Source organism: Corynebacterium sp. HMSC11D10, assembly GCF_001806995.1.
Classification (GTDB): Bacteria; Actinomycetota; Actinomycetes; order Mycobacteriales; family Mycobacteriaceae; genus Corynebacterium; species Corynebacterium coyleae.
This window is the reverse complement of record NZ_KV787053.1, coordinates 50256-74853: the sequence shown is the minus strand read 5'-3', so window position 1 is coordinate 74853 and position 24598 is coordinate 50256. Positions and strand designations below refer to the sequence as shown.

The window sequence follows — 24598 nt, the reverse complement described above, 5'->3', positions numbered from 1 at the left end:
TTCGGTGTCCTTTCAACTGCTCCGGAGTTTTTCCGCGCTTACTTTACCCGCGACTCCTCTACAGTTGGGCTACCGCCCGCGAACAAGTCGGCGTAACCGACCAATAAACTCGCTAATTCGGCGCTCCGCGCCGTGTTCCGTCGGCTCGTAATACACCGCTTCTTCCAGCCCATCCGGGATATATTGCTGCTCGACCACTCCCCGCGGGTCGTCATGCGGGTAGACATATCCAACCGCATTGCCCATCTGTTTTGCGCCCTCATAGTGGCCATCGCGCAAATGGGCCGGCACTGGAGGCACATGCCCCTCACGCACGTCCGCTAAAGCACGATCGATGGCCTTAATGACGGCAGGCGACTTCGGCGCCGTAGCCAGGTGAATTGTCGCCTGTGCTAGCGCAAGACGCCCTTCTGGCAGGCCGACAAACTGCACTGCATTCGCCGCAGCGGTAGCAGTCTGCAACGCAGTCGGATCTGCCATACCAATATCTTCCGAAGCGTGAATGACCAGACGTCGTGCGATAAACCTGGGGTCCTCCCCGGCCTCGATCATTCGCGCCAGATAATGCAGCGCTGCATCGACATCAGACCCGCGGATCGACTTGATAAAGGCGCTGACCACGTCGTAATGCTGATCGCCATCGCGGTCGTAGCGAACAATCGCACGATTGACGTTTTCACGCACAATCTCCAGCGTGATCGTGCCACCGCCAGAAACAGCTTCAGCGGCAGCTTCGAGGTACGTCAGCGCCCGACGCGCATCGCCTCCAGCGAGCAGAATGAGTTGTGCGCGGGCTTCGTCGTCAAGCAAAACCTGCCCCTGCAACCCCCGCTCATCTGCCAATGCGCGGTCGATGACTCCGCCAAGGTCTTCGTCGCTAAGCGACTCGAGCTTGAGCAGCAGCGAGCGCGACAACAACGGAGCAACAACGCTAAAACTCGGGTTCTCCGTCGTGGCGGCAACCAGCAACACTGTGCGATTTTCGACGGCCGCAAGCAGCGCATCCTGCTGCGTTTTAGAAAACCTGTGGACCTCGTCGATAAAGAGCACGGTTTTCTCACTGCGGATGAGGTCACGCCGCGCCTCGTCGATAACCGCGCGGACTTCTTTCACGCCGGAAGACAGCGCGGACAACGCCACAAAGTTCTGCCCCATCGTTTTTGCGATTAACGATGCAATCGTGGTCTTACCTGTCCCAGGCGGACCATACAAAATCACCGATGCTGCACCAGAGCCTTCGATGAGCCGACGCAGCGGCTTTCCCTCGCTGAGCAAATGCTTCTGCCCCGCTACCTCATCTAGGGACTGGGGGCGCATCCGTGCGGCCAGCGGTGCTGTCGAGCCAGCTTCAAAAAATGAGGTACCCCTATTCCCCGATGCTGCACCGGGAACGTCGTTGCTAGAAGCAGCCGCGAAAAGTTCTTCTTGGCCCATTGCCTTAACGCAACCGCCTTGCGACCTCGGACGCGAACTCAGCAACGACAACGTATGCGGGGTCTTTACCGCTACCCGCATAAGCTGCCAACGACTCGAACGTCTCGCGCAAATCACGTCGCACGAGAAGCTCATCTTCGGTCAATGGTTCTCCACCTCGCGGTCGAAGCACAACGCCAGCATTCTCTTCGGCGTCGTCGCCAATGGCTTCGGCTACCCCATCTACAAGATCAAAATCCTGAATATCACCTGCCGAAAGACCAGCAGCTTCAAGCTCTTTCTCAAATGTCGGATCATCCTGCAACAACGCGGCCATAGGCTTCGGTTCCAACATGGCGACGCTACTAAGCGCCCACCCCACCAGTGCACCCGTGATGCGCGCCTGCAACGTATCCGGATGCTGCACTCCTGGCCAAAGGTCAGAGACCTGTATCCGCCACGCATCGACGAACGCCTTGGTCGCTTCCTCGTTAAACGGCTGCGAAGCCAAATACACCGGGAACCGCGCAACTACGTAGGCAACATCGAATGAAACATCCCGAAAGCCCGCTGATTCATAATCAAGAAAGTGAAACGAGTTCCCAGACCGAATGACGTTATCTGGTGCCAGGTCAAACGGCGTAAAAGCACGCATACCGCCACGCAGCAGCCGGCGCTCGATGTTACGAGCCGTGAGAACGACCTCTTGAGGAATCTCAATTCCGGCCTCACGCATGATCCGCAACCCAACTCTGATCCGATGGGACAGCAACCGGTCCCTCAAACGTTGCAGCGGTGCAGCGTTGGGCCGTGAACGCGTCATCCGATGCAGTAAGACGTTAAACGCTTCCTCTTCATCGGCAGTACCTGCATGCATTCGGCCAAGTGCAGTGCCCAGGCTGCGCAACAGTGCGATGTGGTCCTCTTCGCTTGCAGTCTCAAGCGCTTCTGCGAGAGTTTCCCCATCACCGGAGTCGGTGATGATAATGATGCGTTGCTGCGTGTCGTAGCCCAACAACGCAGGGCCAGGCCTGGTCTTTTCACTTAAGGAAGTGGCGAATTGGTACGCGACAACCTCTCGAAGGTACGCCGCCTCTTCGAAGACAGACTCCGTTGGCGGCGCCTGCTTAATGATGACTGAGCGCTGCTGGAAAAACGGGTTCGTTTTAACACGAGCTCTCAACACGATCGAGGGACCGGAGCCATTAAGGCGTTCAACCTCAAACAACGACTGCTCACCGCCGTAACGGCGAGTGAGAATGTCTGTAGCGCTTGCAACGACTTGCTCGTCACTTACTTGCTCGGGCTGCATCCGGTCCCCTTTGTCGTGCGCCACCGCAGGAGCAGGTTCCTGCGGTGGCTGCATTCAATCGGCTACTTCGTGTCCGTTTCGCCGTCTGCCTTGTCTTCAACCTTCTTCGGCTTGAAGTCCACTCCAGTTTCCTTGCGCTGCTCAGCCGGAATTGGAGCAGGCGCGTCGGTAAGCGGGTCGACACCGCCGCCGGACTTCGGGAAAGCGATCACATCGCGGATCGATTCAAACCCACCGAGCAACGACACGATGCGGTCCCAGCCAAAGGCAATACCACCGTGCGGAGGAGCACCGAACTTGAACGCTTCGAGCAGGAAGCCGAACTTCTCTTCGGCCTCCTCATCGGTGATGCCCATGACCTCGAACACGCGCTTTTGGACATCGTGCTCATGGATACGGATGGAGCCGCCACCGATCTCGTTACCGTTGCACACAATGTCGTATGCGTAGGCGAGAGCCTCGCCCGGGTTCTGCTCGAAGTTGTCCAGGAACTCCGGCTTCGGAGAGGTAAACGCGTGGTGGACTGCGGTCCACTTGGAGTGGCCCAACGCGACATCACCTGATGCGGTTGCGTCTGCAGCAGGCTCGAACAGCGGTGCATCCACAACCCACGTGAACGCCCAATCGCCTTCCTTGATCAGGTCAAGCTTGCGCGCAATCTCACCGCGGGCTGCGCCAAGCAGTGCACGAGATGCCTTGGTTTCGCCTGCTGCGAAGAAGATGCAGTCACCCGGTTTCGCGCCGACGTGCGCAGCGATGCCAGCCTTTTCCTCGTCAGTGATGTTCTTCGCCACCGGACCGGTGAGCTCGCCGTCTTCCTGAATGAGAATGTAGGCCAGGCCCTTCGCACCGCGCTGCTTTGCCCACTCCTGCCATGCGTCAAGCTGACGACGAGGCTGGGATGCGCCACCTTCCATCACAACAGCACCCACGTACTCGGCCTTGAATACGCGGAAGGTGGTGTCCTTGAAGAAGTCGGTGCACTCGACCAATGGAATGTCGAAGCGCAGGTCCGGCTTGTCGGAGCCGTACTTCTCCATCGCTTCCTTGTAGGTCATGCGCGGAATCGGCGTCTGAATGTCGTAGCCGATCAGCTTCCAAAGCTCGACGAGGATTTCCTCGGCCAGCTCGATGATGTCGTCCTGATCAACGAAGGATGCCTCGACATCGAGCTGGGTGAACTCAGGCTGACGGTCTGCGCGGAAGTCTTCATCGCGGTAGCAGCGTGCCAACTGGTAGTAGCGTTCCATGCCCGCGACCATCAGCAGCTGCTTAAAGAGCTGCGGCGACTGCGGCAGCGCATACCAAGAACCTGGCTTCAAACGTGCAGGAACAAGGAAGTCACGTGCGCCTTCCGGGGTCGAACGCGTCAGCGTAGGCGTTTCGATCTCGGTGAAGTCGTGGTTGTCCAAGACGCGACGGGCGGCTTGATTGGCCTTAGCACGGAGGCGAATTGCCTTAGCCTGACGCTCGCGGCGCAGGTCGAGGTAGCGGTACTTCAGACGTGCTTCCTCGCCAACTTCATTGGAGGATGCATCCTCGATCTGGAATGGCAGGGCTGCAGCCTTGTTCAGCACCTTCAGGTCAGTGACGTTGACCTCGATTTCACCGGATGCAAGGTTCGGGTTCGCAGAGCCTTCCGGGCGTGGCTCAACCACACCGGTGACCTGGATGACGAACTCGCTGCGCAGGTCGTGTGCAGCCTCCGCTACTTCGGACTCACGGAATACAACCTGAGCGAGACCAGAGCGGTCCCGCAGATCGATAAAGATGACCCCGCCATGGTCACGGCGGCGGGCCACCCAACCTGTGAGCGTGACGGTCTGACCGTCGAGTTCTTTGTTCAAGTTCCCCGCAAGGTGAGTGCGCAGCACGGTTTCTTCCACGTCCTTCCACGTGATGGCGAATCTAACCTGACAAAGTCTACCTACCCCGGCTGAGTGGTGCCTCGGCGAGGTCCGCCCCACACCACCCCAGTCGCTCGAGACACGATTTTTTGGCCCAACCGCGACACTCGGTAGGGATCTTTGGCACAATTCAGCCATGACATTTCGTGGTGATTACGCGCAGGGTCAGGGCGGCAACGTCAGGACAAGCTCCGGCTCCGGTCGCGGTGGCGGCGGGGTCAGCCCCGGCGCAATGGCAATTCTTCCGATGCTGCTTCGCGGCGGTGGCGGAGGGACTGTCATCTTGATATTGCTCGCGGTGCTGTACTTCAGCGGTGCGTTAGATGGACTCCTTGGCGGCGGGAGCAATTCTCAATCCCAGTCTGAGTCGCAGGGTGACTACTCACTCGAGCATTGCAACGAACAAGGATCCTCGAACACCTACGACGATTGCCGCGCGGCGGCAACCTTCGGGTCTGCCCAACAGATTTGGAGCGAAGTACTCCCCGCGCAGGCGAATGTCGAATTTGAGCCGGCAGATATGGTGCTTTTCCGCAACGATGTCACCACTGGCTGCGGCTACGCTACCTCCGATACCGGCCCGTTCTACTGCCCTCGCGATACCACCGCTTACCTTGACGTGAGCTTCTTTGAGCAGCTGGGCCAACTCGGCGGCGCGAACGGTCCGCTTACTCAGGAGTACGTAACTGCCCACGAGTACGGCCACCACATCCAGCATCTGGAAGGAACGTTGGGGCTGAGCGACTATAAGAACCCAGGCCAGGATTCTGCGGCTGTCGCAATTGAGCTGCAGGCGGACTGCTACGCCGGAATCTGGGCAAAACATGCTGCCGAGCAGGGCGTTTTGGAACCGATCACCGACGAACAGCTCGAGCAGGCACTGCAGACCGCCCGTTCGATTGGCGACGACAACATTCAACGACGCTCAGGCGGCGACGTCGACCCGGATGCGTGGACGCATGGCTCCTCTGAGCAGCGTATGGAAGCGTTTAATTCCGGGTACAACTCCGGACAAATGGCCGCCTGTGACACGCTGAACCGCGGTGTCTACAACTAAAAGGCACCGTTCGCTTATGTCCAAGTCCGCACCGAATCGCGCTATCCCGTTCCTCGCCGCGTTCAATTCGATCGAGTCTCATTTGCGCAGCGAATTGGATGCCAAACGATCCGATTCGTTTACGTGGATGGTGGGCCTCGCCGCAAAGAAAGGGATTCTTGCTCGCGACCAGGCCGAGACCTTGCGTGAGTTTGCGGATCTGCGCAACGCGATTAGCCATGGGGAGTACGACAATCTCCGCCCGATTGCAGAGCCGCTCCCCGAGACGGTTCAAACAATCGAGCATTTGCGCGACGCGATACTCTCCCCACCTTTGGCCCTTGAGGTGGTCCCACACCAGAAGGTGGTGACGTTTACGCCGGAGACGGACATTCATGAGCCATTGAAGACAATCGCGACACAGGGACTAACGCAATTCCCGATCTACGACGAAGGAAAGTGCGTCGGGCTGCTCACCACGAATGCAATCGCGCGCTGGGTGGCGGCGGAACTAACAGATGATGACCGCATTCCCGCTACCACCGTTCGCGATGTGCTCACCCACAGTGGCAAACTCGACCACCCGGTGTTTCTTCCACGGACCGTAACCGCCGCACGTGCTGTTGATGCGTTGAGTACTCCATTGGAAACCGGCGCGGTGCCTCGCCTGGCCATCATTACCGAGCACGGCAAGGCAAACCAGCGGCCGATCTCGGTTTTGGGGGCAACCGACATCCCTGCACTATCTCAAGCGCAGTAGCGCATCCCGCTTATCGACGAGCCACAACCGGTTTCTGCGGTAGGATTCGCCGCATGTCAGCAAACTTTGTCAGTGTTGTCGACCTGTTCAGTATCGGCATCGGTCCATCCTCATCTCACACCGTTGGCCCGATGCGGGCCGCAATGACGTTTGTGGAGAAACTCGGGAAGGTACCGGCGAAGGTTGTCGTAGAGTTGCGTGGTTCCCTCGCCGCCACGGGAGTCGGCCACGGCACCGACCGTGCTGCGTTGCTCGGGCTGGTTGGGTACACCCCCACCACCACTTTTGCAGACATTGCTCCAAAACCTGGCGAGCCGATCCCTTCCACAGGCGTGATCGAAGGCCCGACAGGGCGCGTGGAGTACGAGCTTCGCTTCGACCCGGCACCGGTGGCCGAGCACCCGAACTGTCTCATCTTCGATGCGTGGGACACAGACGGCACCATGATCGCCGAACGCGAGGACTATTACTCTGTCGGCGGCGGCTTCATTCTGGATCGCTGGGAGATGGAAGCGCACCGACAAGAATCCGGTGTTGCATCCGCTCGTGAAATTGCGACGGTCCCCTACCCGTTTAACAATGGCGCAGAACTCATGGAGCAGTGCCGAACACATGGGATGACAATCGCAGAGATCATGCGTGCGAACGAGGAGTCGATCCACGGGGCGCAGCGACTCAACTCCCATTTGGATGCGGTGTGGGACGCCATGCAGGAATGCGTTGCGCATGGCCTGAAGACAGAGGGAATCCTTCCAGGCGGCTTGAACGTAAGGCGTCGCGCGAACCGTCTTCACCGTCTACTGACTGCAGAGTACGAAGCATCCACTGCCCGTGGGCTTGACGCTATGGAATGGGTGAACCTGTACGCGCTTGCCGTGAACGAAGAAAACGCGGCTCACGGCCAGGTGGTTACCGCGCCAACGAACGGCGCAGCCGGCATTATCCCTGCAGTTATGCATTACTGCCGCGACTTCACCGACGACTTCACTGCTGAGCGCGCCCGCGAATTTCTGCTTACGGCTGGTGCGATCGGGTCGATCATCAAGACCAACGCCTCGATTTCAGGCGCAGAAGTCGGCTGTCAGGGCGAGGTCGGTTCGGCTTCTTCGATGGCCGCTGCTGGCATGTGCGCAATCCTGGGCGGCACCCCTGAGCAGGTTGAAAACGCAGCTGAGATCGCGCTCGAGCACAACCTTGGCCTGACCTGCGATCCTGTGGGCGGTCTGGTCCAGGTTCCGTGCATCGAACGCAACGCAATTGGTGGCGTAAAGGCCATCAACGCGGCACGGTTGGCGAAGCTTGGAGATGGCACCAACATCGTCACCCTCGACGACGTGGTGGAGACCATGGCAGCCACCGGCCGCGACATGATGACTCAGTACAAGGAAACGTCCATGGGTGGCCTCGCAGTCCAGCTCGGCCTGCCCGTGAACATTACTGAGTGCTGATTGCCTGCGCGACCGCTTCAGCGGAAAGCGCAACGGCCTCCTGTGAGTGCTCGGCGAGGTTCTTGACTGCAACCTCGCCTGCCTCCAGCTCACGCTCGCCGAGCACCAGCGCGAAGCGTGCGCCCGCGCGGTCAGCACCCTTCATTGAGCCCTTGAGCCCGCGGTGGCCGTAAGCCATGTCGGCGCTGATACCGGCCGCGCGGAGTTCGTCGACAAGCTTGCTCATCTTCACTCGTGCTTCGTCGCCAATCGCGATACCGAACACATCGACACGGTGGGCTGCTGCTTCAAGCTCGACGCGTTCAGCTTCGAGGGCGAGTACCGCGCGATCAACGCCGAGACCGTAGCCGATGCCGGAGAGGTCCGGGCCGCCAATCTGGGCCATCAGGCCGTCGTATCGTCCACCGCCACCGATGCCGGACTGTGCGCCGAGGCCATCGTGGACGAACTCGAAGGTGGTCTTGGTGTAGTAGTCCAAACCACGAACCATGCGTGGGTTAATGACGTACGGCACGCCGAAGTCATCCAGCGCTGCGGTGACGGCCTCGAAGTGGGCACGGCATTCGTCGCAAAGGTGATCCAGCATCAACGGCGCATCGGCGGTCATCTCTCGGACCGCCTCACGCTTGTCGTCGAGCACTCGAAGTGGGTTGATCTCAGCACGGTGGCGAGTTTCCTCGTCGAGTGGGAGATCAAACAGGAACTTCTGCAGCTTCTCGCGGTAGGCCGGGCGGCAATTCTTGTCGCCGAGGCTGGTGATCTCCAGACGGAAACCGCTCAGGCCGATCGCACGGTAGCTGCGGTCTGCCAAGGCGATCACCTCGGCGTCGAGCAGCGGATCGTCGACACCAATGGCTTCCACGCCCACCTGCTGCAGCTGACGGTAGCGTCCGGCCTGCGGGCGCTCATAGCGGAAGAACGGTCCGTAGTAGTTGAGCTTCACGGGCAGGTAACCGCGGTCCATGTTGTGCTCGATGAAGGAGCGCATGACGCCGGCGGTGCCCTCGGGACGCAGCGTTACCGAACGGCCACCGCGGTCCTCGAAGGTGTACATCTCCTTGCTCACTACGTCAGTAGATTCACCGACGCCGCGGGCAAACAAGGTGGTGTCTTCGAACACCGGCAGCTCAATGTGTTGGTAGCCAGCGATCCGTGCCTGGCGCGCGAACTCGTCGCGGACATGGATGAACGCACTCGAGGCGGGCGGCACATAATCGGGCACGCCTTTCGGTGCGGAAAGTTTTTGGAACTGCTCGGCTTGATTCTCACTCACGAGGCCTTAGTCTAACCAACCTCTCCCCTGTGCGGGCGCACTTGTCGCTGTGGTCTTTCCACCGCTGTTGCGATTAGCCCTGCTAGGCTTTTGCACCGTTCAATGCGCGCGTGCTTTTCGACGACATCACGCACGCGCTTTCCCCGATACTCGAAGAGGTGCATCGCCAGTGGCTAGCAACGAACAGCGTGGCAAAGAGGCCCTGTCCAATCTGGAACGGGAACTCGATTCCCGCGACCGCAAGGAAAAGTCCCGCCCGTGGTCTGTCGCAGCGCTTTCCGCCGTTGCCATCGCGCTGATTGGTGGCGGCATCTACGTCGCAGCCAACCAGGGCGACGAGGACAATCTAGCAACTGACGATACCTCCGCCGCTTCGGAGACTGACAACGCGGAACAGGAAGAATTCGACGCTTCCACCTTCGCGCCGATTGCTACGAAGCGCGAGAAGGCCTTGCCGGCTACCGTCTCGTGCACCTATGAAAACGAGGACGGCGCTGAGCTGCGCGCTGGCACCCCGCCGACCGAGAACGTGTCCACCGAAGGCACCGTCACCGTCGAGCTCGAGACCAACCAGGGTCCGATCGGTATGACGCTCGATCGCGCAGCTTCCCCGTGCACGGTCAACGCCATCGAGTACCTGACCTCCGAGGGATACTTCAACGACACGGTCTGCCACCGTCTGACCACTGCCGACGGGCTGAAGGTGCTGCAGTGTGGCGACCCGGATGGCACCGGTGCGGGTGGCCCTGGCTTCCAGTTCGCCAACGAGCTTCCCACTGACGAGGCACTCGACGGCATTGACACCGAAGGTCTCGACCTACCAGCCGATATGGATGAGGCAACCAAAAACCAAACCCTGCAGATGATGCTGCAAAACGAGCCTAAGCGCTATGACCGTGGCACGATCGCCATGGCTAACGCCGGCGCGGACACCAACGGCTCCCAGTTCTTCCTTAACTACGGCGACTCGGTCCTGCCGCCGCTGTACACCTACTTCGGCACGATTGACGACGAGGGCCTTGCCACCCTGGACAAGATCGCCGAAAAGGGCGTTGAAGGCGGCGGGACTGACGGCGCACCGGCCGAGGAAGTGCGTATCACCGCAGCAAGCGTGAAGTAGCACTCACATACATATCGCTATTGCACGCAACCCTCGCAGGCGATAGCATCCTGCAGAGATTCCGTTTCAAACCTTTTCAGTGAGGACCCTCATGAAGACCCGCACCAGCCTTATCGCCGCCGCTACCGTCACCGCAGTCGCCTTCACCGGTGCAGGTGTTGCTCAGGCTGCGCCGACTGTCGTCGGCGATAACACCACGAACACCACCAACAATGGTGGATCGTCCTCCAACGAAGAGGGCTCCTCCTCCCGCGATATGAGCCCCTCTGAGATCCAGGATTGGCTCGCCGTTGTCACCGCGATCATTGGCATCCTGAGCCAGGTGGCTACGGTTGCCATGAAGTTCATGCGCTAAAACACGGCACTGCGAAAAGCGTCTCCGGTTTCTCGCCCGAGACGCTCTTCTGTTTCGTGGTCATTTCTCTCGCGCTGGGTCATGCAGGCCTATGAGTTCAAACGCAATCCATTCAATGTCTGCATACGAATCCGTCGTGACAAACGATGCACGCTGAGTGCTTAAGTCCAGCAGCAGCATCGAGGAGAATCCCCGCGTTGCACCGTTATGCCAGTACAGTTCGGTGCCTTTAATGTTCGCCCACGTAAATCGCGTACTGCGACGCTCAAGGATATGCATGGCGTACTTCGCCATGTCCGAGGTGGTCGAACGCAGGCCGCCGGATGGAGCTGTGCCGTCCATCTCCCAAGCTTGCACAGGTAGACCGAGTGCGGAGACTCCCCTGGGTCTATCCGGTCCGACTGTTCCAGGCAAAGCGACGTAAGTCTCCGTCATCCCCAACGGGTCGAGCACCCACTCTTTGATCAACGTCGGGTAGGTCGTGGTGGAAACCCTGGCCAGTAGAAACCCGAGCAAGTCGTGGCCGAGGTTAGAATATTCCTCCACGCCACGCTCTCGCAGTGTCGCTGACAGTGCCTGCTCGATGACATCCTCGGATGTGACTCCTACGTCAGGATTCAAGCCGAGAAGTGCTCGTGCAATGTTTCGCAGTCGTTGCTTGCCGGTTCGTGGCAAGCCCGAGGTGTGGTTCGCCAATTCAGCCAGCGTCACATCTGCTAATGCGTTACCTCGCACACGCTGCCCAAGCACATCTCCGACCGTTGTATCGGTGTCAACCAACCCCTTGGTAATGGCTTGCTCGAGCAGCTCGGCATTGAACGTCTTGGTTATCGAGGCAATCTCGAACTCGGTGTGCTCATCCGCCCCGAGCCCAGCAAAGTTGGCTTTCCCGTCTTCAACAACGCAAGCTGCAACATTACGAAGCGGATACGTATCCGCACTCGCTCGCATTGCCAATGAGGAAAGCAGTCGCACAAGAGACGCATCCCCTGTCAACTTTTGTGCAAGGGTGACCCGTTTGAACCGCATCGCAACCTTCCTATCAACGCAACGTTGAACAGGTCTCGAACGAGCTTAGGTTACGCAGTCACTCTGTAGACGTCGAACACACCTTCAATGTTGCGAATCTGATTCATGATCGAGCCGAGTTGTTTGATGTCTGACACCTCAATGGTCAGTCGGATCGTCGCCACTCGGTCCTCCCCTGCTTGAGACGACATCGCGAGGATTGGGAGTTTCGCCTCGGAGAGCACCCCGGTGGTCTCGGTAAGCAGACCATTGCGGTCGAGTGCTTCCAGCTGAATCGTCGCGCGTGACGCACTCTTGGTGCCACCGGGGGCGGACCATGACACTTCGACGAGACGCTCTGGCTCGTCGTTAAGTTTGGTCGCGTTCGTGCAGTCAGTCCGGTGCACGGAAACTCCCCCACCACGGGTGACAAACCCGAAGATGGCATCGCCGGGGACGGGTTGGCAGCATTTCGCCAACTTCGCCATCACATCCGGGCTGCCCTCAACCAGGATCGCAGGGCCGTCGCCGGTTGTTTGCGGGCGAACAAGTGCAGAAACAGGGGTACGCGCTGTGAGGGCGTCTACGGCGTCATCGTCGCCGCCGAACATGTCCATGAGCAAGTGCGCGACGTGCGCTGCAGACACTGTTCCCGCGCCGATAGCCGTATACAGCGCATCAACGTCCTGGTAGTGCAAACGCGTTGCTACCTGGCGCATCGACTCGTTGGTAAACAGCCTGTGCAACGGCAGCCCGCCACGCTGCACCTCAGCAGCCAGGGCATCGCGACCCGCGTCGAGCTGCTCCTCGCGACGTTCCTTGGCAAACCACTGTCGAATCTTCGCCTTCGCGCGCGGGGAGACAACAAAGTCCTGCCAATCGCGCGTCGGCCCAGCGTTTTGATCCTTTGAAGTGAAAATCTCCACCCTGTCGCCGGACTTCAGCTCGGTTTCTAGGGTGACCAACTTGCCGTTAACCTTCGCACCAATGCAGCGGTGGCCAACTTCAGTGTGCACGGCGTAGGCGAAATCGACCGGAGTAGAGCCTGCCGGCAAATCCACTACATCGCCCTTCGGAGTGAACGCGAAAATCTGCTGGCTTGTCAGGTCGTAACGCAACGAGTCCAAAAACTCATTCGGGTCCGCGGCTTCCTTCTGCCAGTCAAGCAACTGACGCATCCACGCCATCTGGTCGACCTCGGCCTGATCGCCCTTGTGGGAGCCCTTCGTCTCTTTGTAACGCCAGTGGGCAGCCACACCGTATTCGGCGTTGTAGTGCATCTCGTGTGTACGCACCTGCACTTCAAGGGGGCGACCGGTCGTCGTCATCACCGTCGTATGCAGCGACTGGTAGACACCGAAACGCGGGTTGGAAATGTAGTCCTTGAACCTGCCCGGCATCGGCGAATACAGCGAGTGGACCACACCAACAGCGGCGTAGCAGTCATACACCGTATCCACCAGAACACGGATACCGACCAGATCGAAGATCTCCGCGAAGTCGTGACCGCGCACAGCCATCTTCTGATAGATCGACCAGTAGTGCTTCGGACGGCCCATGACCTCAGCCTGGATGCCATTCGTGCTCAGCTCGCGCTGCAGATCGGTAGTGATCTCGCGCAGGGCACGGTCGCGTGACGGAGCGTGATCCGCCACAAGACGCACAATTTCCTCGTACTTCTTCGGCTGCAAAATAGCGAACGCGAGATCTTCTAGCTCCCACTTCACCGTCGCCATACCCAAGCGGTGCGCCAACGGTGCGATGACGTCGAGCGTCTCCTGCGCCTTCTTCGCCTGCTTCTCCGGCGGCAAGAAACGCATTGTGCGCATGTTGTGCAAGCGGTCCGCGACCTTAATCACCAGTACGCGAGGATCCTCGGACATAGCAACGATCATTTTGCGGATCGTTTCCGCTTCTGCGGCGGCGCCGAGCGCGACCTTGTCCAGTTTGGTCACGCCATTGACAAGTTTGGCCACTTCCGGGCCAAAATCGCGGGTGAGCTCATCAAGTGAGTAGTCGGTGTCCTCTACCGTGTCATGGAGCAGAGCCGCCACCAGCGTGGTGGTATCCATACCAATCTCGGCACAAATCGTTGCGACGGCGAGCGGGTGGGTGATGTAGGGATCACCTGACTTGCGGAATACACCCTCGTGCAACCGTTCTGCCGTTTCGTATGCAAATCCAAGCTGCTCTACGTCAGCCTTCGGGTGATACTTGTGGTGAATCGACAACAGCGGATCGAGCACCGGGTTCGTTCGCGGACGCCCACCTCCCGTAAGAGAGCGGGCCAACCTGGCGGAGACACTGCGCACGGTCGGGCCCGACCGTTTGACTGGTTTATCTGTCATGTCAGGACTCCTCCACTGTCAGCAGGTACTAAGTCTGTGATACTACCCGGCTAGTTTTCTTCTTTCCCCAAAACCACAAGCGGAGCGCCGTCGAGTCGCTCGCGCCCTCCAAGTCCCGGGACTTCCAAGACGACGACGTAGCCGGCAACTCGCCCGCCGGCGCGCTCAATCAAGTCGCGCGCCGCGATCAACGTCCCGCCGGTAGCCAGGACGTCGTCGACAAGCACAATGCTCTTGCCAGAGATATCCACCCCATTAGCGGGGATCTCCAGCGCAGCGGAGCTGTACTCCGTGGTGTACTCCTGGGTAATCACCGGTGGCGGCAACTTGCCCTTCTTGCGAATCGCAAGGATGCCGGTGCCCATCTCGTACGCCACAGCGGAGCCGAGCAAAAACCCTCGGGCATCAAGACCGCCGACGAGATCGGCGCCGAGCTCCTTGCTCGCCTCGGCCATCTCTGCAATGACCACGTTGAGCGCGGCTGGGTCGGCAAGCACCGGAGTCAGGTCCTCGAACAGCACTCCCGGCTCCGGAAAATCCGGAACGCGGCGAATCTTGTCCTGCAGTGCCTCAAGAGCGGAAGCGTAAGGCTGACCGCCATGCGGGCTGATCGACGGGGTGGGCGACATGATTTCGGATCGTCTCCTGGTCAGGTTTATCGGGTTTTTAGGGTCGGGAATTAAGCTTGGTCAGTTGGACCATCGGTCCATGTTCCAGCCAATGCCGGAAAGTCCTGTATACGGCACCACGTTGCGCACTGCATTATCGACGACGAAGGTTCGGGGTTGTGCGGCCAGCGGAATCGATGGCAGCGTCTTCCACAGATGCCCCTCCTGGGCACGCAACGCCCCCAGATCCTGGGCGCGATTGTTGGCCGCTGGGTACTCGCTCATCGGGTCAACGACTCGCAAGATAGCGTCGGCTTCGCCGTCATGCACGGATTCGTTGCGCCACTCGTCGTACTCCACGTGAGGCAGGTCAGCGAGCGTCTTCCCCTCGCCTGTGACGTCGACGATCGTAATTCCTGCTGGCTCGCAGGTGCGGCGCATCGATTCCACCATCGCGGCCCAACGCTCGTCCGGATACACGTAACCGATACGCAACGTGGAACCCCGAAGTGCGGAAGCTTCCTGGATATTCACGTCCAAAAACGGGGCAGCGATATCTGCCATACGCTGAGCCAACGGGTCGGTGTGCTGAATGACATGCAACGGTGCAACTGGCACTTCAACCCCCGCCTTCTCACTTGAAGCGGCGGCAACAGCGCGAGGATCGATGCAACGTGCAAGTGCCTTCCGGTGATCCGGATCCGCCCAAAAACCAACCTCCGGCAGGGTCAACATCTCGGTGAGCTCACCGATGGTGGTTTTCACATCCAGTCGATTGCCTTCTGCGTCCTCGTCGTACCACTGTGGTTGCAACTGCCGCAGGTCGCCGATCTTCATCGCCTTGGATGCTGCTAGCTCCGCAGAATCTACGGAACCAGGCCACACCACCATTGCTGCTGTCTGCGGAGCGTCCCCGTAGTAATGCTCATTAGCGACGAGCCGAACCTGGCCCTTCTCTCCTACCTCCGCAACCTTGAACGGGCCAAACGAGACTTGGAGTTCAGGATCGAACTCTTTGAGGTCAAACCCGTGGCGCCACACCTGCGCGATTGGTTTGAGTCGCTCCAGATCATCCGAGAGTAGATCAGCGACGAGGTCCTCGACAGATCGATTGGTCTTTGCAGCAACAGCATGTGCGGGAAGGACCGTGCCTGGTTCAAAAAGACCACGCCAGCGTGCACCACGGCCTTCCTTGAAGGTCACAGTGAACTCTTTCGATCCGGGTGTGCACGACAGCGAGTCCGTGTCGCCGAGCAAAGGCATATTCGAACCGAACGTCGCCGGGTATTGTCCGGCAGCAAACGTCAAAAGATAGTCAGCGCAGGTGACGGGAGTGCCGTCCGAAAACACTGCCGCTTCCGACAAGGTGTAAATCACCTTGCGCTGATCCCCCGGCAGCACCTGGGTTTTTACAAGGTCAGTGTTGGGGATCAACTGTCCGCTTGGACCAGGAACATACACCCCGGGGTACAGGCGACCGGACAACGATTGCGCTAAGTCTGTCGATCCTTCGAGGGATCCAGCGTTTGTGGTGCGCAGGTTGCTTGTTACCTGGTAACCGAAAAGTTTCGTGGACTCATCATCGTCGTTGTCTGAAGATGCGCACCCGGAAAGCACCAGCGCCGTTGCGGCCAACACAGCCGCAACCTTGCTGCCAATCGCCATTTTCGGTCTCATGAGTCCACGCACCACTAGGTTTCAGCCGCTTTCTTACGCGTTCGGACGCCAGGTGCTTGTCGAAGATGCACCCGTGTCTTCCACAGGTCGAATCGGAGTAGCCACGTGGCGCTTCTTCTCTTCGACCGGTTCCTCTTCAACTTCTTCGACCTGGCCACGGCTACGGAATGCCTCAACCGCAGCATTGTGGTCCTTGTGCTCCTGACGGCGGTTTACCAGGCTGACCAACATCGGAGTGGCCAAGAACAACGAGGAGATCACGCCTTGAATGACGCCAATGAGCTGGATGAGCGCAAGGTCCTTCAAAGTACCCACACCCAGCATCCATACCGCGACAATCATCAGTGCGATGATCGGCAGCGCAGAAATAACCGAGGTGGAAATCGAACGCATTACGGTCTGGTTGACCGCGAGGTTGGCCTCTTCCGCGTAGGTGGATCGTCGAGAATCAAGCACTCCCGACGTGTTCTCCTTGACCTTGTCAAACACAATCACCGTGTCGTAAAGCGAGAACGTCAACACAGTCAGGAAACCGATGATCATCGCTGGGGTGATCTCAAGGGCGAACAATGCGTAGATACCCATGATGAGGATGGCATCAACCAACAGCGCCCCCATGGCAGCCAGCGCCATCGCGCGCTGCAAACGCACCGCGACATACACGGACGCTGCCAAAAGGAACACGACCATAGCCAGGAGCATGCGGTTCGTAATCGTGGAACCCCACGACTCCGACACGGTGGAGTCACCGATAGCGTCAGCGCTCGGCTCACCGTTGTGATCCTGTGGGTGGTAGGTATCGAAAATAGCCTGACGCGCGGCATCGATCTGCTCCTGCGAGAGGTGGGCAGAGTTGATCTCCAGCGTGCGGGCGTCGCCAGCGCCAACGATCTGGGTGAGCTCAGGTGTCACACCGGTGGCCTCGACGAAGGTTTCCTCGACCTCGGTCGCAACCAAATCGCCGGCAGGCATCGTCAGTTTGGTGCCGCCCTCGAAGTCGATACCCATGTTGAAGCCACGAATGAACATCGCCAGGATCGCGACCACAATAAGTCCGAGGGTGATGCTGTACCAGGTCTTGCGGTGCCCAACGAAGTCGAGGCCGCCGGAGCCGTCATACAGCGATTCACGGTCGCGACGTGCAAAGCCGCGCTTCGTCGTGGGGGTTTCGGTCGTAGCTACAGTGCTCGACATGATTAGGCCTCCTCATTCGCGGCGGATGCTTCCACGGAAGCTTGTTGCTTGACGACGACGCCGTCGCCCTCCTCAAGATCACCTGCAGCGCGGCGTTCTTCTGCGGTGCGGAATGCGGCACCCATACCGTTGACAGACGGCTTCGACCAGAAATTGCTGCGAGATGCGAGCACCAGAAGCGGCGCAGTGACCAGGAAGGTGACCAACAGGTCGAAGATGGTTGTCAGACCCATGGTGAAGGCGAAGCCCTTGACATCGCCAACTGCCAGGAAGTAGATGATGACCGCACCAATCAGAGTCACCATGTTGCCTGTGATGACCGTCTCCTTGGCCCGTTCCCAACCGGACGCGGTCGCCGAACGGAATGTCTTGCCGTGGCGTACCTGGTCCTTGATGCGCTCATAAATCACGATGAACGAGTCTGCAGTCGTACCGATACCGATGACCAGACCAGCGATGCCCGACAGGTCGAGCGAGTATCCAATCCAGCGACCGAGCAACACGAGCATGCCGTAGACAAGCAAACCTGCTGCTGCCAGGGTGACCAACGAGATGAAGCCGAAGAGGCGGTAGTAGGCGAAAACGAAGATCGCCACCATGGCAAGACCCACCAGCCCCGCATACAGGCCAGCCTTCAAGGAGGCCTGACCGAGTGAAGGGGGAACCGTCATCGCAGTTCCGCCTGGCTCACCGTTTTCACCGGCGAACGACAGCGGCAGCGCGCCGTATCGCAGGTTGTTCGCGAGACCCTCAGCTTCCTCCTGAGTGAACTGACCCGTGATCGAGGTTGCGGAGCCGACTGGGGTTGCGCCCTGGATAACTGGCGCGGAGATCACCTGGGAGTCAAGTGTGATTGCAATCTGCTTCTGCAGCATCTCACTGGTGAGTTTCGCCCAGGTAGCGGAACCGTTGACATCACCAGCCTGGCTGAAGGCGAAGCTGATCTCCATCTGTCCCGACTGCGGGTTGTATCCGCCGGTAATCGCGCGGCTGGTATCAATCTGCTCGCCGGTCAGGCGGGGCCCTTCCGGATCTGTTACACCGCTCAGCAGGGGGACCTCGTCAAGCAACATCGCCTGACCGGTCGACGGGTCACAAGCAACTAGCGGAAGATCTTGCTTATCCGAGCCAGCGAGCGGGTCGGTTGCCTGGCCGAAGCAGCGTGCGGACATCAACGTCAACGCAGCGTACTGCTGAGTCGGGTCAGTCGACTGGCGGGTCTTCCGCAGCATTTCGGTTGTTTCCTGGCGGCGCTCAGCGGCCTCAACCGGACCGTTCGGTTCCGGCAGTGGTTCAGCGGAAATCTGTGGGACGTTCTTCGGCTCTGCTGGCGCTTCTTCCTCGCTTGGCGCGACGTCCTTGCCAACCTCTGGGTTGTTTGCATCGCCTGACTCAGCAGCTTTGGCCTGCTCCTCGGCTTGTTTCTCAGCCTGCTCCTTGCGAGCCGCGAACTGTTTCAGCAGTGACTGGCCCTCTTCGGGCGTGAAGATGCCGTACTTTACCCACTCGTTCGCCATATCCGAGATGGCTTTATCTGCTTCAGCTGGGTTTGCAGCCGGAGGGTCAAGCACAGGTCGGAAGAACAGCTGGGAGGTCTGTCCGATGTTACGGATCTCCGAGGTATCGTCACCGGCTGCTTCGATCACGATGGTGTTGCCATCGACGACGACCGATGCGCCCGAGACGCCCATGCCGTTGACACGGTTCTCCAGAATCCGACGAGCATCCTGGAGCTGTTCTGACGTAGGCTCTTCACCCTGCGGCACCAGTGTCACACGAGTACCGCCCTGCAAGTCAATACCTAGCTTCGGGGTAGCACTCTTCGTGCCGGTAAAAAATACAAGGGCGTAGACGCCGATGACGATGAGAGCGAATAGGGCAAGCGCCTTCGCGGGCCACTGCCGCTTCGACTTCGCCTCGCCGGATCGCCGAGTGCGTGTAGACACTGAGCAGACTCCTCTTTGTTCAGGCTCGGGTTTTCCGCCTTACACCGGCGCACACGCCGATCCAGCAGCATCTTTCAAGGTGCGGTGGACACAAACAATCGCGCGAGCCGGTGATGGCACAACGCAAATATGCTACGCCATCAGGCCAGAAAAGCTTAGTTGGGTACCTCATTTGTGTCGACAGGTGCCACAGGCTCAATCTTGCGCATCACACCAGCCGTATCCATCGTCACGGCTACACCCGGGGCAAGCTCCACAAGCATGGTCTCGCCATTGTGCTCCACGACCGTGGCGTGGAAGCCTGCAACGTTGACAATCTGGTCGCCAGGCTGAATCGACTGACGCAGTTGTTCAATCTGAGCCTGACGCTTCTTCTGGCCACGCATCATGAGGATGGAAGGCAGCAAGAACAAGGCCAGAATGACAATGAGCAAAATTGGTTCCATGAGAAACCATCATTGCACAACACAATCGTGGGCTTAGTAGAGCGGCATCTGCCCAGGCGCTTCGGGAGGTGCCTGCAAACCCAAGTGCTCCCACGCGGCGGCGGTAGCAACCCTCCCCCGGCCTGTTCGCGACATCAGTCCCGCGCGCACCAGATAAGGCTCACAGACCTCTTCGATGGTGCCGGATTCCTCGCCAACCGCGATCGCAAGGGTCCCTACACCTACCGGGCCACCGCCATGTCCCCTGATCAGGGCGCCAAGCACAGCACGGTCGAGGCGATCTAGCCCTAGCTCGTCGACATCGAACACTTCGAGCGCACTTCGTGCGGCATCCAGGTTTACCCTGCCGTCGCCATGGACCTCAGCCCAGTCGCGCACTCGACGCAGGAGTCGGTTCGCAATTCGCGGGGTTCCACGTGAACGCGAGGCGATCTCAACCGCAGCATCAGTATCAATCTGCACCCCAAGGATGTTCGCTGCACGGCTGACAACCTTGGTGAGGTCGTCGACATCGTAAAACTCCATTTGAGCTGTAAACCCAAAGCGGTCACGCAACGGGCCGGTGAGCATACCTGCCCTCGTGGTTGCCCCGACAAGGGTAAACGGAGGAATCTCTAGCGGAATCGATGTCGCGCCCGGGCCCTTGCCAACAATGACGTCGATACGGAAATCCTCCATGGCCATATAGAGCATTTCCTCAGCCGGCCGTGCGATGCGGTGAATCTCATCGATGAAGAGCACATCGCCCTCCATCAAGTTAGACAACATCGCCGCCAAGTCGCCTGCCCGTTCAAGAGCAGGCCCGGAGGTCATGCGCAACGACGTGCCTAATTCCTGTGCGACGATCATTGCCATGGTGGTCTTGCCCAGTCCAGGCGGACCAGACAGCAAGATATGATCCGGCGTCACACCACGATTTCGGGCGCCCGTAAGCACAAGACTGAGTTGTTCTCGTACCTTGGGTTGGCCGATGAATTCCTGAATGGACTTCGGACGCAACGAACGCTCAATATCGTGTTCGTCGGCCTGCACGTTGGCGTCGACAGGCGACGGTGCTTTCGCTGAAAAACCTTCAGGGAGCTGGAACTCGGTCTTTTCCACATCAGACATTGCGCTTTAGCCTACTTCTTGCCTAAATGCGTCAGCGCTTGACGCAACAACGCAGAAGCGTCGAGATCCGGCTGGTCTGTTGTCAGCTGATCTACGACCGACTGTGCCGTACGCTCTGGGAATCCGAGTCCGACCAGCGCTTCCACAACCTGTTCCGAGGCGTAAGTGGTGGCTGGCTTTGCTGCTGTACCAGCCGCCGCACCGTTTGGTGACTGCGCCGGCAACATCGCTTCAACTTTGTCCTTGAGCTCGAGGATCATGCGCTCGGCCATTTTCTTGCCCACGCCGGGGATCGTTTGAACCTTCTTCGCGTCACCGTTTGCAATATGCGTCGAAAGCTGGCCAGGCTCAAAAACAGACAACGCGGCAATAGCCAACTTCGGACCCAAGCCAGTCACGGTCTGCAACTTATGGAACATCTCGCGCGATTCATTGTCGCCAAAGCCATACAAGGTGACGCCGTCGTCTTTGACCACCATCGAGGTCATCACTCGACGCGTTTCACCACGCACAAGACCGCCAAGCGTTTGCGGTGTAGCAAGAAACCTATAGCCCACCCCAGAACACTCAATGACCGCATGGTCGAGACCAATAGTGAGCACCTCACCGTTGAGAGAATCAATCATTGCACTGCCGCCTTCGTATTGGGGTGTTGAAGTTGTTGGAGATGTTGCGTTCGAGCGATAAGTGGCGCGCGCCAGCAGTGACAGACTGCAATGGCCAGCGCATCAGCAGCATCTGCTGGTTTCGGCGCCTCACTCAAACCAAGAATGCGCGTGACCATAGTGGTCATTTGCTTCTTGTCCGCACGCCCGTTGCCAGATATTGCTTTCTTTACCTCTGAAGGGGTGTACATGTGCACCGGGATGTCACGCTCCGCAGCGGCTAAGACCATGACACCGACAGCGTGCGCTGTGTGCATCACCGTGGAGACGTTGCCACGTTCAAAGATACGTTCCATAGCAACAACATCGGGCTGGTAATCATCCATCCACTCGCCCACCGCCCGAGAGATTCTGAGCAGGCGCTCCGCAAGCTCCGCGGTTGAGGGAGTTCGCACGACGCCAACTGCTACGGGAATGATCTGGCGGCCACGACCTGCCTGCACAACAGACAAGCCACAACGCGTCAGACCGGGATCAATTCCCATCACCCGTAGTCCTTCGAGGTTCACGCAACCACTCCTTCGCTCATGACACATATGTTCTACCACAACGTGCGAAAAAGGCGCGCCTCTCAAAGAGGGCGCGCCGGTTCACGACGAAGTGTTAAGCGTCGAGCTGCGCTGCAACCTCGTCCGAGATCGTCATATTGGTGTAGACATTCTGGACGTCGTCGGAATCTTCCAACGCGTCGATCAGGCGCATCATCTTCTGTGCGCCCTCGAGATCCAGATCGACCTGAACGTCGGCACGGAATTCCTGGCCAGCATCTTCAATCTCGATGCTTTCACCGATCAGCGCCTCACGCACTGCAGGCAGGTCAGTCGGCTTGCAGGTAATTTCGAACTCCTCACCGAGGTCGTTGACTTCCTCAGCGCCAGCGTCGAGCACTGCCATCAGCACGTCATCTTCGGAGAGGTCACCCTTCTTGATCGTGACCACACCGGTGCGCTCAAACATGTAACCGACAGAGCCGGACTCGCCCAGGTTGCCACCGTTCTTGGTCATGGCGGTACGTACCTCGGTTGCGACACGGTTGCGGTTGTCGGTCAAGCACTCAATCAACACAGCAACACCGTTGTTGCCGTAGCCCTCGTACATGACAGTTTCCCAGTCGGATCCGCCGGCTTCCTCGCCGGAGCCACGCTTGCGAGCGCGCTCGATATTGTCGTTGGGGACCGAGGCCTTCTTCGCCTTGCGGATCATGTCATCGAGGGTCGGGTTAGCAGCGGGGTCACCGCCGCCTGTGCGGGCGGCGACCTCGATATCCTTGATCATCTTCGCCCAGAGCTTGGAACGCTTTGCATCGTTCGCCGCTTTTTTGTGCTTGGTCGTTGCCCACTTTGAGTGGCCTGCCATCGAGCACCCCTTCATTCCTCTGTTGACGGTTAACAGAGCGCAAGTATACGCCAGCTGCACAAATACGCTGTTACTGGCCGTCGGTGGCAAACTGCGGCACTACCGCAGTACCGCCAAGACGGAAAAACCGCACCATAGGTCGCAACTGCAGCGCCAACGTATCCGCAACCGCATCGTTATAGAACCGCCGGGCGAGTTCTACTCGGGTATGTGCATCACGGAGTTCAGCCGGTACGTCGCCACCGCTTTGCGACGACTCCCTGACCACCTGCATCAGATCCCCCTCAGCGCCAAGACGCAGCCGAAGATCCTTCGAGCTGAACCGAAGCGCCTCCGTTTCGTGAGCCTGCTTCGCGAGCTCCGGAAACAGCGCCGCAACTACAGCGCAGCGGCGGTCAAGAGCAGCCTGCAGCGCATCACGGGACCTATCCAAACGAATATGCAATCGGTGAAGTCGCTGCGCAGTGTGAAACGCCCAGGCAGCCACAATGACAACGCAGATCAGCGCGACGACGAGAAGCACGACACCAAATGTCACCGCTCAATCCTCACCTTCTCGTTGTAGGAAACAGCCTCATACACAGCGCAAATACGGTTCGCCACCACTGACCAGTCGAATCCCCTGGCCCGACGTGCGCCTCGGTTAATCAAGTCATTGCGGTAAGTGGCGTCGTCGATAAGCAGCTGCAACTGCTGCGCCAAAGCATCGGGATCCCCCGGCGGGAAGAATGCCGCAGCGTCAGAGCCAACGGCGGCAAAAGCAGGGATATCGCTGGCTACCACGGCACACCCCGCCGCCATTGCTTCGACCAGAATGATGCCAAACGACTCGCCGCCGAGGTTCGGGGCAACAAAAATGTCGGCGCGGCCGAGAATCTCGACCTTTTCATCCTCCGTAACCTTCCCAGCGAAACGCACCCCGTCCATTTCGCGTGCAGCACCTCCGCCCATCACCGTCACCTGAGGAAGGCGCGGAAGACGCTCCAGTGCAGCCAAAAACACATCGAGGCCTTTACGTGGCTCGTCGAGTCGCCCAAGGAACACAACCTCCACGTCTGAAGAGTCATTGCGCACACCACGAGCCCGCGCGAAGCGTCGCGTGTCAACTCCGTTCGGAATGATCACAGGGTCAGTGCCAATCTGTTCTGCCTGCCACTGCCATGCCAACTCGCTCACTGCGATTCCGGCACGAATCTTCTCCAAGTTCGCTCGCAACGCAGGCAGTGCTACTTTCAGCGCGTAGGAGCTCTCCGCAGAGGTGTGATAGGTAGCCACGATCGGACCCGCGGCTATTCGGTTCGCAACCATGGCGTAGCCCGGCGAATTTGGCTCGTGGATATGCAGCACGTCGAAATCGCCGAGTTCGATGAATCGCCTGGTCGTCCTCACTACTCGCGGGCCAAACGACAAGCGCGCCACAGAACCGTTGTAAGGAATCGGAACCGCTGGCCCGCCCCGAGTTACCCACTCGGGCAACGGTGTATCGGCAGATGCAGGGCCGAGGACTTCACTGTGATGTCCCATTTCCCGCAACCGCTCCGCCAAGTCAAGGACATGCGCTTGAACCCCACCAGGTTCATCAAAAGAATAGGAGCAGACTAGCCCAACCCGCATCG

The 24598-nt window shown here is 59.1% G+C and carries 22 protein-coding genes; 5 read left to right on the top strand and 17 right to left on the bottom strand.

Annotated features, from left to right (window positions below; all coding sequences use genetic code 11):
- Nucleotides 1-69: 69 nt before the first annotated feature.
- Genes HMPREF3120_RS06025 through aspS form a run of 3 tightly spaced genes read right to left on the bottom strand, consistent with a single transcriptional unit; the run spans nt 70 to nt 4599 of the window.
- Complete coding sequence (locus HMPREF3120_RS06025; RefSeq protein WP_070451351.1) at nt 70-1434, bottom strand: replication-associated recombination protein A; 1365 nt, start codon at nt 1432-1434, stop codon at nt 70-72.
- 4 nt (nt 1435-1438) lie between these two features.
- Nucleotides 1439-2779: a phosphotransferase gene (locus HMPREF3120_RS06020; protein ID WP_070423085.1), complete on the bottom strand. Its 1341-nt coding sequence runs from the start codon at nt 2777-2779 to the stop codon at nt 1439-1441.
- Nucleotides 2780-2787: 8 nt separating this feature from the next.
- Nucleotides 2788-4599 carry an aspartate--tRNA ligase gene (gene aspS / locus HMPREF3120_RS06015; RefSeq protein ID WP_070423235.1) on the bottom strand — a complete coding sequence of 604 codons (1812 nt, stop codon included), beginning with the start codon at nt 4597-4599 and terminating at the stop codon, nt 2788-2790.
- Between the two features lie 169 nt (nt 4600-4768).
- Between aspS and HMPREF3120_RS06010 the strand changes: the two genes are divergently transcribed.
- From HMPREF3120_RS06010 to HMPREF3120_RS06000, 3 genes are read left to right on the top strand one after another with little or no spacing between them, the layout of a single operon-like run.
- Nucleotides 4769-5689 carry a KPN_02809 family neutral zinc metallopeptidase gene (locus HMPREF3120_RS06010; RefSeq protein WP_070451349.1) on the top strand — a complete coding sequence of 307 codons (921 nt, stop codon included), beginning with the start codon at nt 4769-4771 and terminating at the stop codon, nt 5687-5689.
- A gap of 16 nt (nt 5690-5705) precedes the next feature.
- Nucleotides 5706-6428, top strand: a complete 723-nt coding sequence (locus HMPREF3120_RS06005) for a CBS domain-containing protein (protein WP_070451347.1) — start codon at nt 5706-5708, stop codon at nt 6426-6428.
- Between the two features lie 53 nt (nt 6429-6481).
- On the top strand, nt 6482-7876 hold the full coding sequence (locus tag HMPREF3120_RS06000) for an L-serine ammonia-lyase (protein WP_070451345.1): 1395 nt from the start codon (nt 6482-6484) through the stop codon (nt 7874-7876).
- On the opposite strand, the gene hisS is transcribed toward HMPREF3120_RS06000, so the two are convergent.
- Entirely contained in the window at nt 7863-9149 is a 1287-nt protein-coding gene (hisS, locus tag HMPREF3120_RS05995) for a histidine--tRNA ligase (protein WP_070423081.1), read from the bottom strand. The two genes, HMPREF3120_RS06000 and hisS, sit on opposite strands and share 14 nt — an antisense overlap.
- A gap of 169 nt (nt 9150-9318) precedes the next feature.
- Between hisS and HMPREF3120_RS05990 the strand changes: the two genes are divergently transcribed.
- The gene (locus HMPREF3120_RS05990) at nt 9319-10269 is read left to right on the top strand and encodes a peptidylprolyl isomerase (protein WP_070423080.1); all 951 of its coding nucleotides are present in this window, start codon (nt 9319-9321) and stop codon (nt 10267-10269) included.
- 91 nt (nt 10270-10360) lie between these two features.
- Nucleotides 10361-10624 carry a hypothetical protein gene (locus HMPREF3120_RS05985; RefSeq protein ID WP_070451343.1) on the top strand — a complete coding sequence of 88 codons (264 nt, stop codon included), beginning with the start codon at nt 10361-10363 and terminating at the stop codon, nt 10622-10624.
- Between the two features lie 60 nt (nt 10625-10684).
- Here HMPREF3120_RS05985 and HMPREF3120_RS05980 read toward each other — a convergent pair whose 3' ends face one another.
- From HMPREF3120_RS05980 to HMPREF3120_RS05920, 13 genes are all read right to left on the bottom strand, one after another.
- The gene (locus HMPREF3120_RS05980) at nt 10685-11653 is read right to left on the bottom strand and encodes a serine hydrolase domain-containing protein (protein WP_070451341.1); all 969 of its coding nucleotides are present in this window, start codon (nt 11651-11653) and stop codon (nt 10685-10687) included.
- Between the two features lie 50 nt (nt 11654-11703).
- Nucleotides 11704-13980, bottom strand: a complete 2277-nt coding sequence (locus HMPREF3120_RS05975) for a RelA/SpoT family protein (RefSeq protein WP_083279516.1) — start codon at nt 13978-13980, stop codon at nt 11704-11706.
- 50 nt (nt 13981-14030) lie between these two features.
- Nucleotides 14031-14609, bottom strand: coding sequence for an adenine phosphoribosyltransferase (locus HMPREF3120_RS05970; protein ID WP_070423077.1), 579 nt, complete (start codon nt 14607-14609; stop codon nt 14031-14033).
- 60 nt (nt 14610-14669) lie between these two features.
- Nucleotides 14670-16253, bottom strand: a complete 1584-nt coding sequence (locus HMPREF3120_RS05965) for an ABC transporter substrate-binding protein (protein WP_070451338.1) — start codon at nt 16251-16253, stop codon at nt 14670-14672.
- A 45-nt stretch (nt 16254-16298) separates the two neighbouring features.
- Entirely contained in the window at nt 16299-17462 is a 1164-nt protein-coding gene (gene secF / locus HMPREF3120_RS05960) for a protein translocase subunit SecF (protein WP_371325716.1), read from the bottom strand.
- Nucleotides 17462-19405 (bottom strand): protein translocase subunit SecD, encoded by a 1944-nt coding sequence (gene secD / locus HMPREF3120_RS05955; RefSeq protein ID WP_070451336.1) that lies wholly within the window; start codon nt 19403-19405, stop codon nt 17462-17464. The genes secF and secD overlap by 1 nt, the downstream gene beginning before the upstream one ends.
- Nucleotides 19406-19560: 155 nt before the next feature.
- Nucleotides 19561-19851 carry a preprotein translocase subunit YajC gene (yajC, locus tag HMPREF3120_RS05950; RefSeq protein WP_070451334.1) on the bottom strand — a complete coding sequence of 97 codons (291 nt, stop codon included), beginning with the start codon at nt 19849-19851 and terminating at the stop codon, nt 19561-19563.
- Between the two features lie 33 nt (nt 19852-19884).
- Entirely contained in the window at nt 19885-20961 is a 1077-nt protein-coding gene (gene ruvB / locus HMPREF3120_RS05945) for a Holliday junction branch migration DNA helicase RuvB (protein ID WP_070423072.1), read from the bottom strand.
- Between the two features lie 11 nt (nt 20962-20972).
- The gene (gene ruvA / locus HMPREF3120_RS05940; RefSeq protein ID WP_070451332.1) at nt 20973-21587 is read right to left on the bottom strand and encodes a Holliday junction branch migration protein RuvA; all 615 of its coding nucleotides are present in this window, start codon (nt 21585-21587) and stop codon (nt 20973-20975) included.
- On the bottom strand, nt 21584-22135 hold the full coding sequence (gene ruvC / locus HMPREF3120_RS05935; RefSeq protein WP_070451330.1) for a crossover junction endodeoxyribonuclease RuvC: 552 nt from the start codon (nt 22133-22135) through the stop codon (nt 21584-21586). Before ruvC ends, ruvA begins: the two co-directional genes overlap by 4 nt.
- 94 nt (nt 22136-22229) lie before the next feature.
- Nucleotides 22230-22982, bottom strand: coding sequence for a YebC/PmpR family DNA-binding transcriptional regulator (locus tag HMPREF3120_RS05930; protein WP_070451328.1), 753 nt, complete (start codon nt 22980-22982; stop codon nt 22230-22232).
- A 70-nt stretch (nt 22983-23052) separates the two neighbouring features.
- Nucleotides 23053-23520 (bottom strand): LemA family protein, encoded by a 468-nt coding sequence (locus HMPREF3120_RS05925; RefSeq protein WP_224212653.1) that lies wholly within the window; start codon nt 23518-23520, stop codon nt 23053-23055.
- A complete protein-coding gene (locus HMPREF3120_RS05920; protein WP_070451325.1) occupies nt 23517-24596 on the bottom strand; it encodes a glycosyltransferase family 4 protein in 1080 nt (359 codons plus the stop codon). The genes HMPREF3120_RS05925 and HMPREF3120_RS05920 overlap by 4 nt, the downstream gene beginning before the upstream one ends.
- Nucleotides 24597-24598 lie beyond the last annotated feature (2 nt).

Excerpts from the sequence above, each read along its gene's own strand:
- HMPREF3120_RS06020 (WP_070423085.1), bottom strand. The coding sequence starts at position 2,779 with ATGCAGCCACCGCAGGAACCTGCTCCTGCGGTGGCGCACGACAAAGGG.
- HMPREF3120_RS05985 (WP_070451343.1), top strand. The coding sequence starts at position 10,361 with ATGAAGACCCGCACCAGCCTTATCGCCGCCGCTACCGTCACCGCAGTC.
- HMPREF3120_RS05975 (WP_083279516.1), bottom strand. The coding sequence starts at position 13,980 with ATGACAGATAAACCAGTCAAACGGTCGGGCCCGACCGTGCGCAGTGTC.
- HMPREF3120_RS06005 (WP_070451347.1), top strand. The coding sequence starts at position 5,706 with ATGTCCAAGTCCGCACCGAATCGCGCTATCCCGTTCCTCGCCGCGTTC.
- yajC (WP_070451334.1), bottom strand. The coding sequence starts at position 19,851 with ATGGAACCAATTTTGCTCATTGTCATTCTGGCCTTGTTCTTGCTGCCT.
- HMPREF3120_RS05930 (WP_070451328.1), bottom strand. The coding sequence starts at position 22,982 with ATGGCAGGCCACTCAAAGTGGGCAACGACCAAGCACAAAAAAGCGGCG.
- ruvA (WP_070451332.1), bottom strand. The coding sequence starts at position 21,587 with ATGATTGATTCTCTCAACGGTGAGGTGCTCACTATTGGTCTCGACCAT.
- ruvB (WP_070423072.1), bottom strand. The coding sequence starts at position 20,961 with ATGTCTGATGTGGAAAAGACCGAGTTCCAGCTCCCTGAAGGTTTTTCA.
- HMPREF3120_RS05920 (WP_070451325.1), bottom strand. The coding sequence starts at position 24,596 with ATGCGGGTTGGGCTAGTCTGCTCCTATTCTTTTGATGAACCTGGTGGG.
- HMPREF3120_RS06010 (WP_070451349.1), top strand. The coding sequence starts at position 4,769 with ATGACATTTCGTGGTGATTACGCGCAGGGTCAGGGCGGCAACGTCAGG.
- HMPREF3120_RS05980 (WP_070451341.1), bottom strand. The coding sequence starts at position 11,653 with ATGCGGTTCAAACGGGTCACCCTTGCACAAAAGTTGACAGGGGATGCG.
- HMPREF3120_RS05965 (WP_070451338.1), bottom strand. The coding sequence starts at position 16,253 with ATGGCGATTGGCAGCAAGGTTGCGGCTGTGTTGGCCGCAACGGCGCTG.
- HMPREF3120_RS06025 (WP_070451351.1), bottom strand. The coding sequence starts at position 1,434 with ATGGGCCAAGAAGAACTTTTCGCGGCTGCTTCTAGCAACGACGTTCCC.
- HMPREF3120_RS06000 (WP_070451345.1), top strand. The coding sequence starts at position 6,482 with ATGTCAGCAAACTTTGTCAGTGTTGTCGACCTGTTCAGTATCGGCATC.
- HMPREF3120_RS05970 (WP_070423077.1), bottom strand. The coding sequence starts at position 14,609 with ATGTCGCCCACCCCGTCGATCAGCCCGCATGGCGGTCAGCCTTACGCT.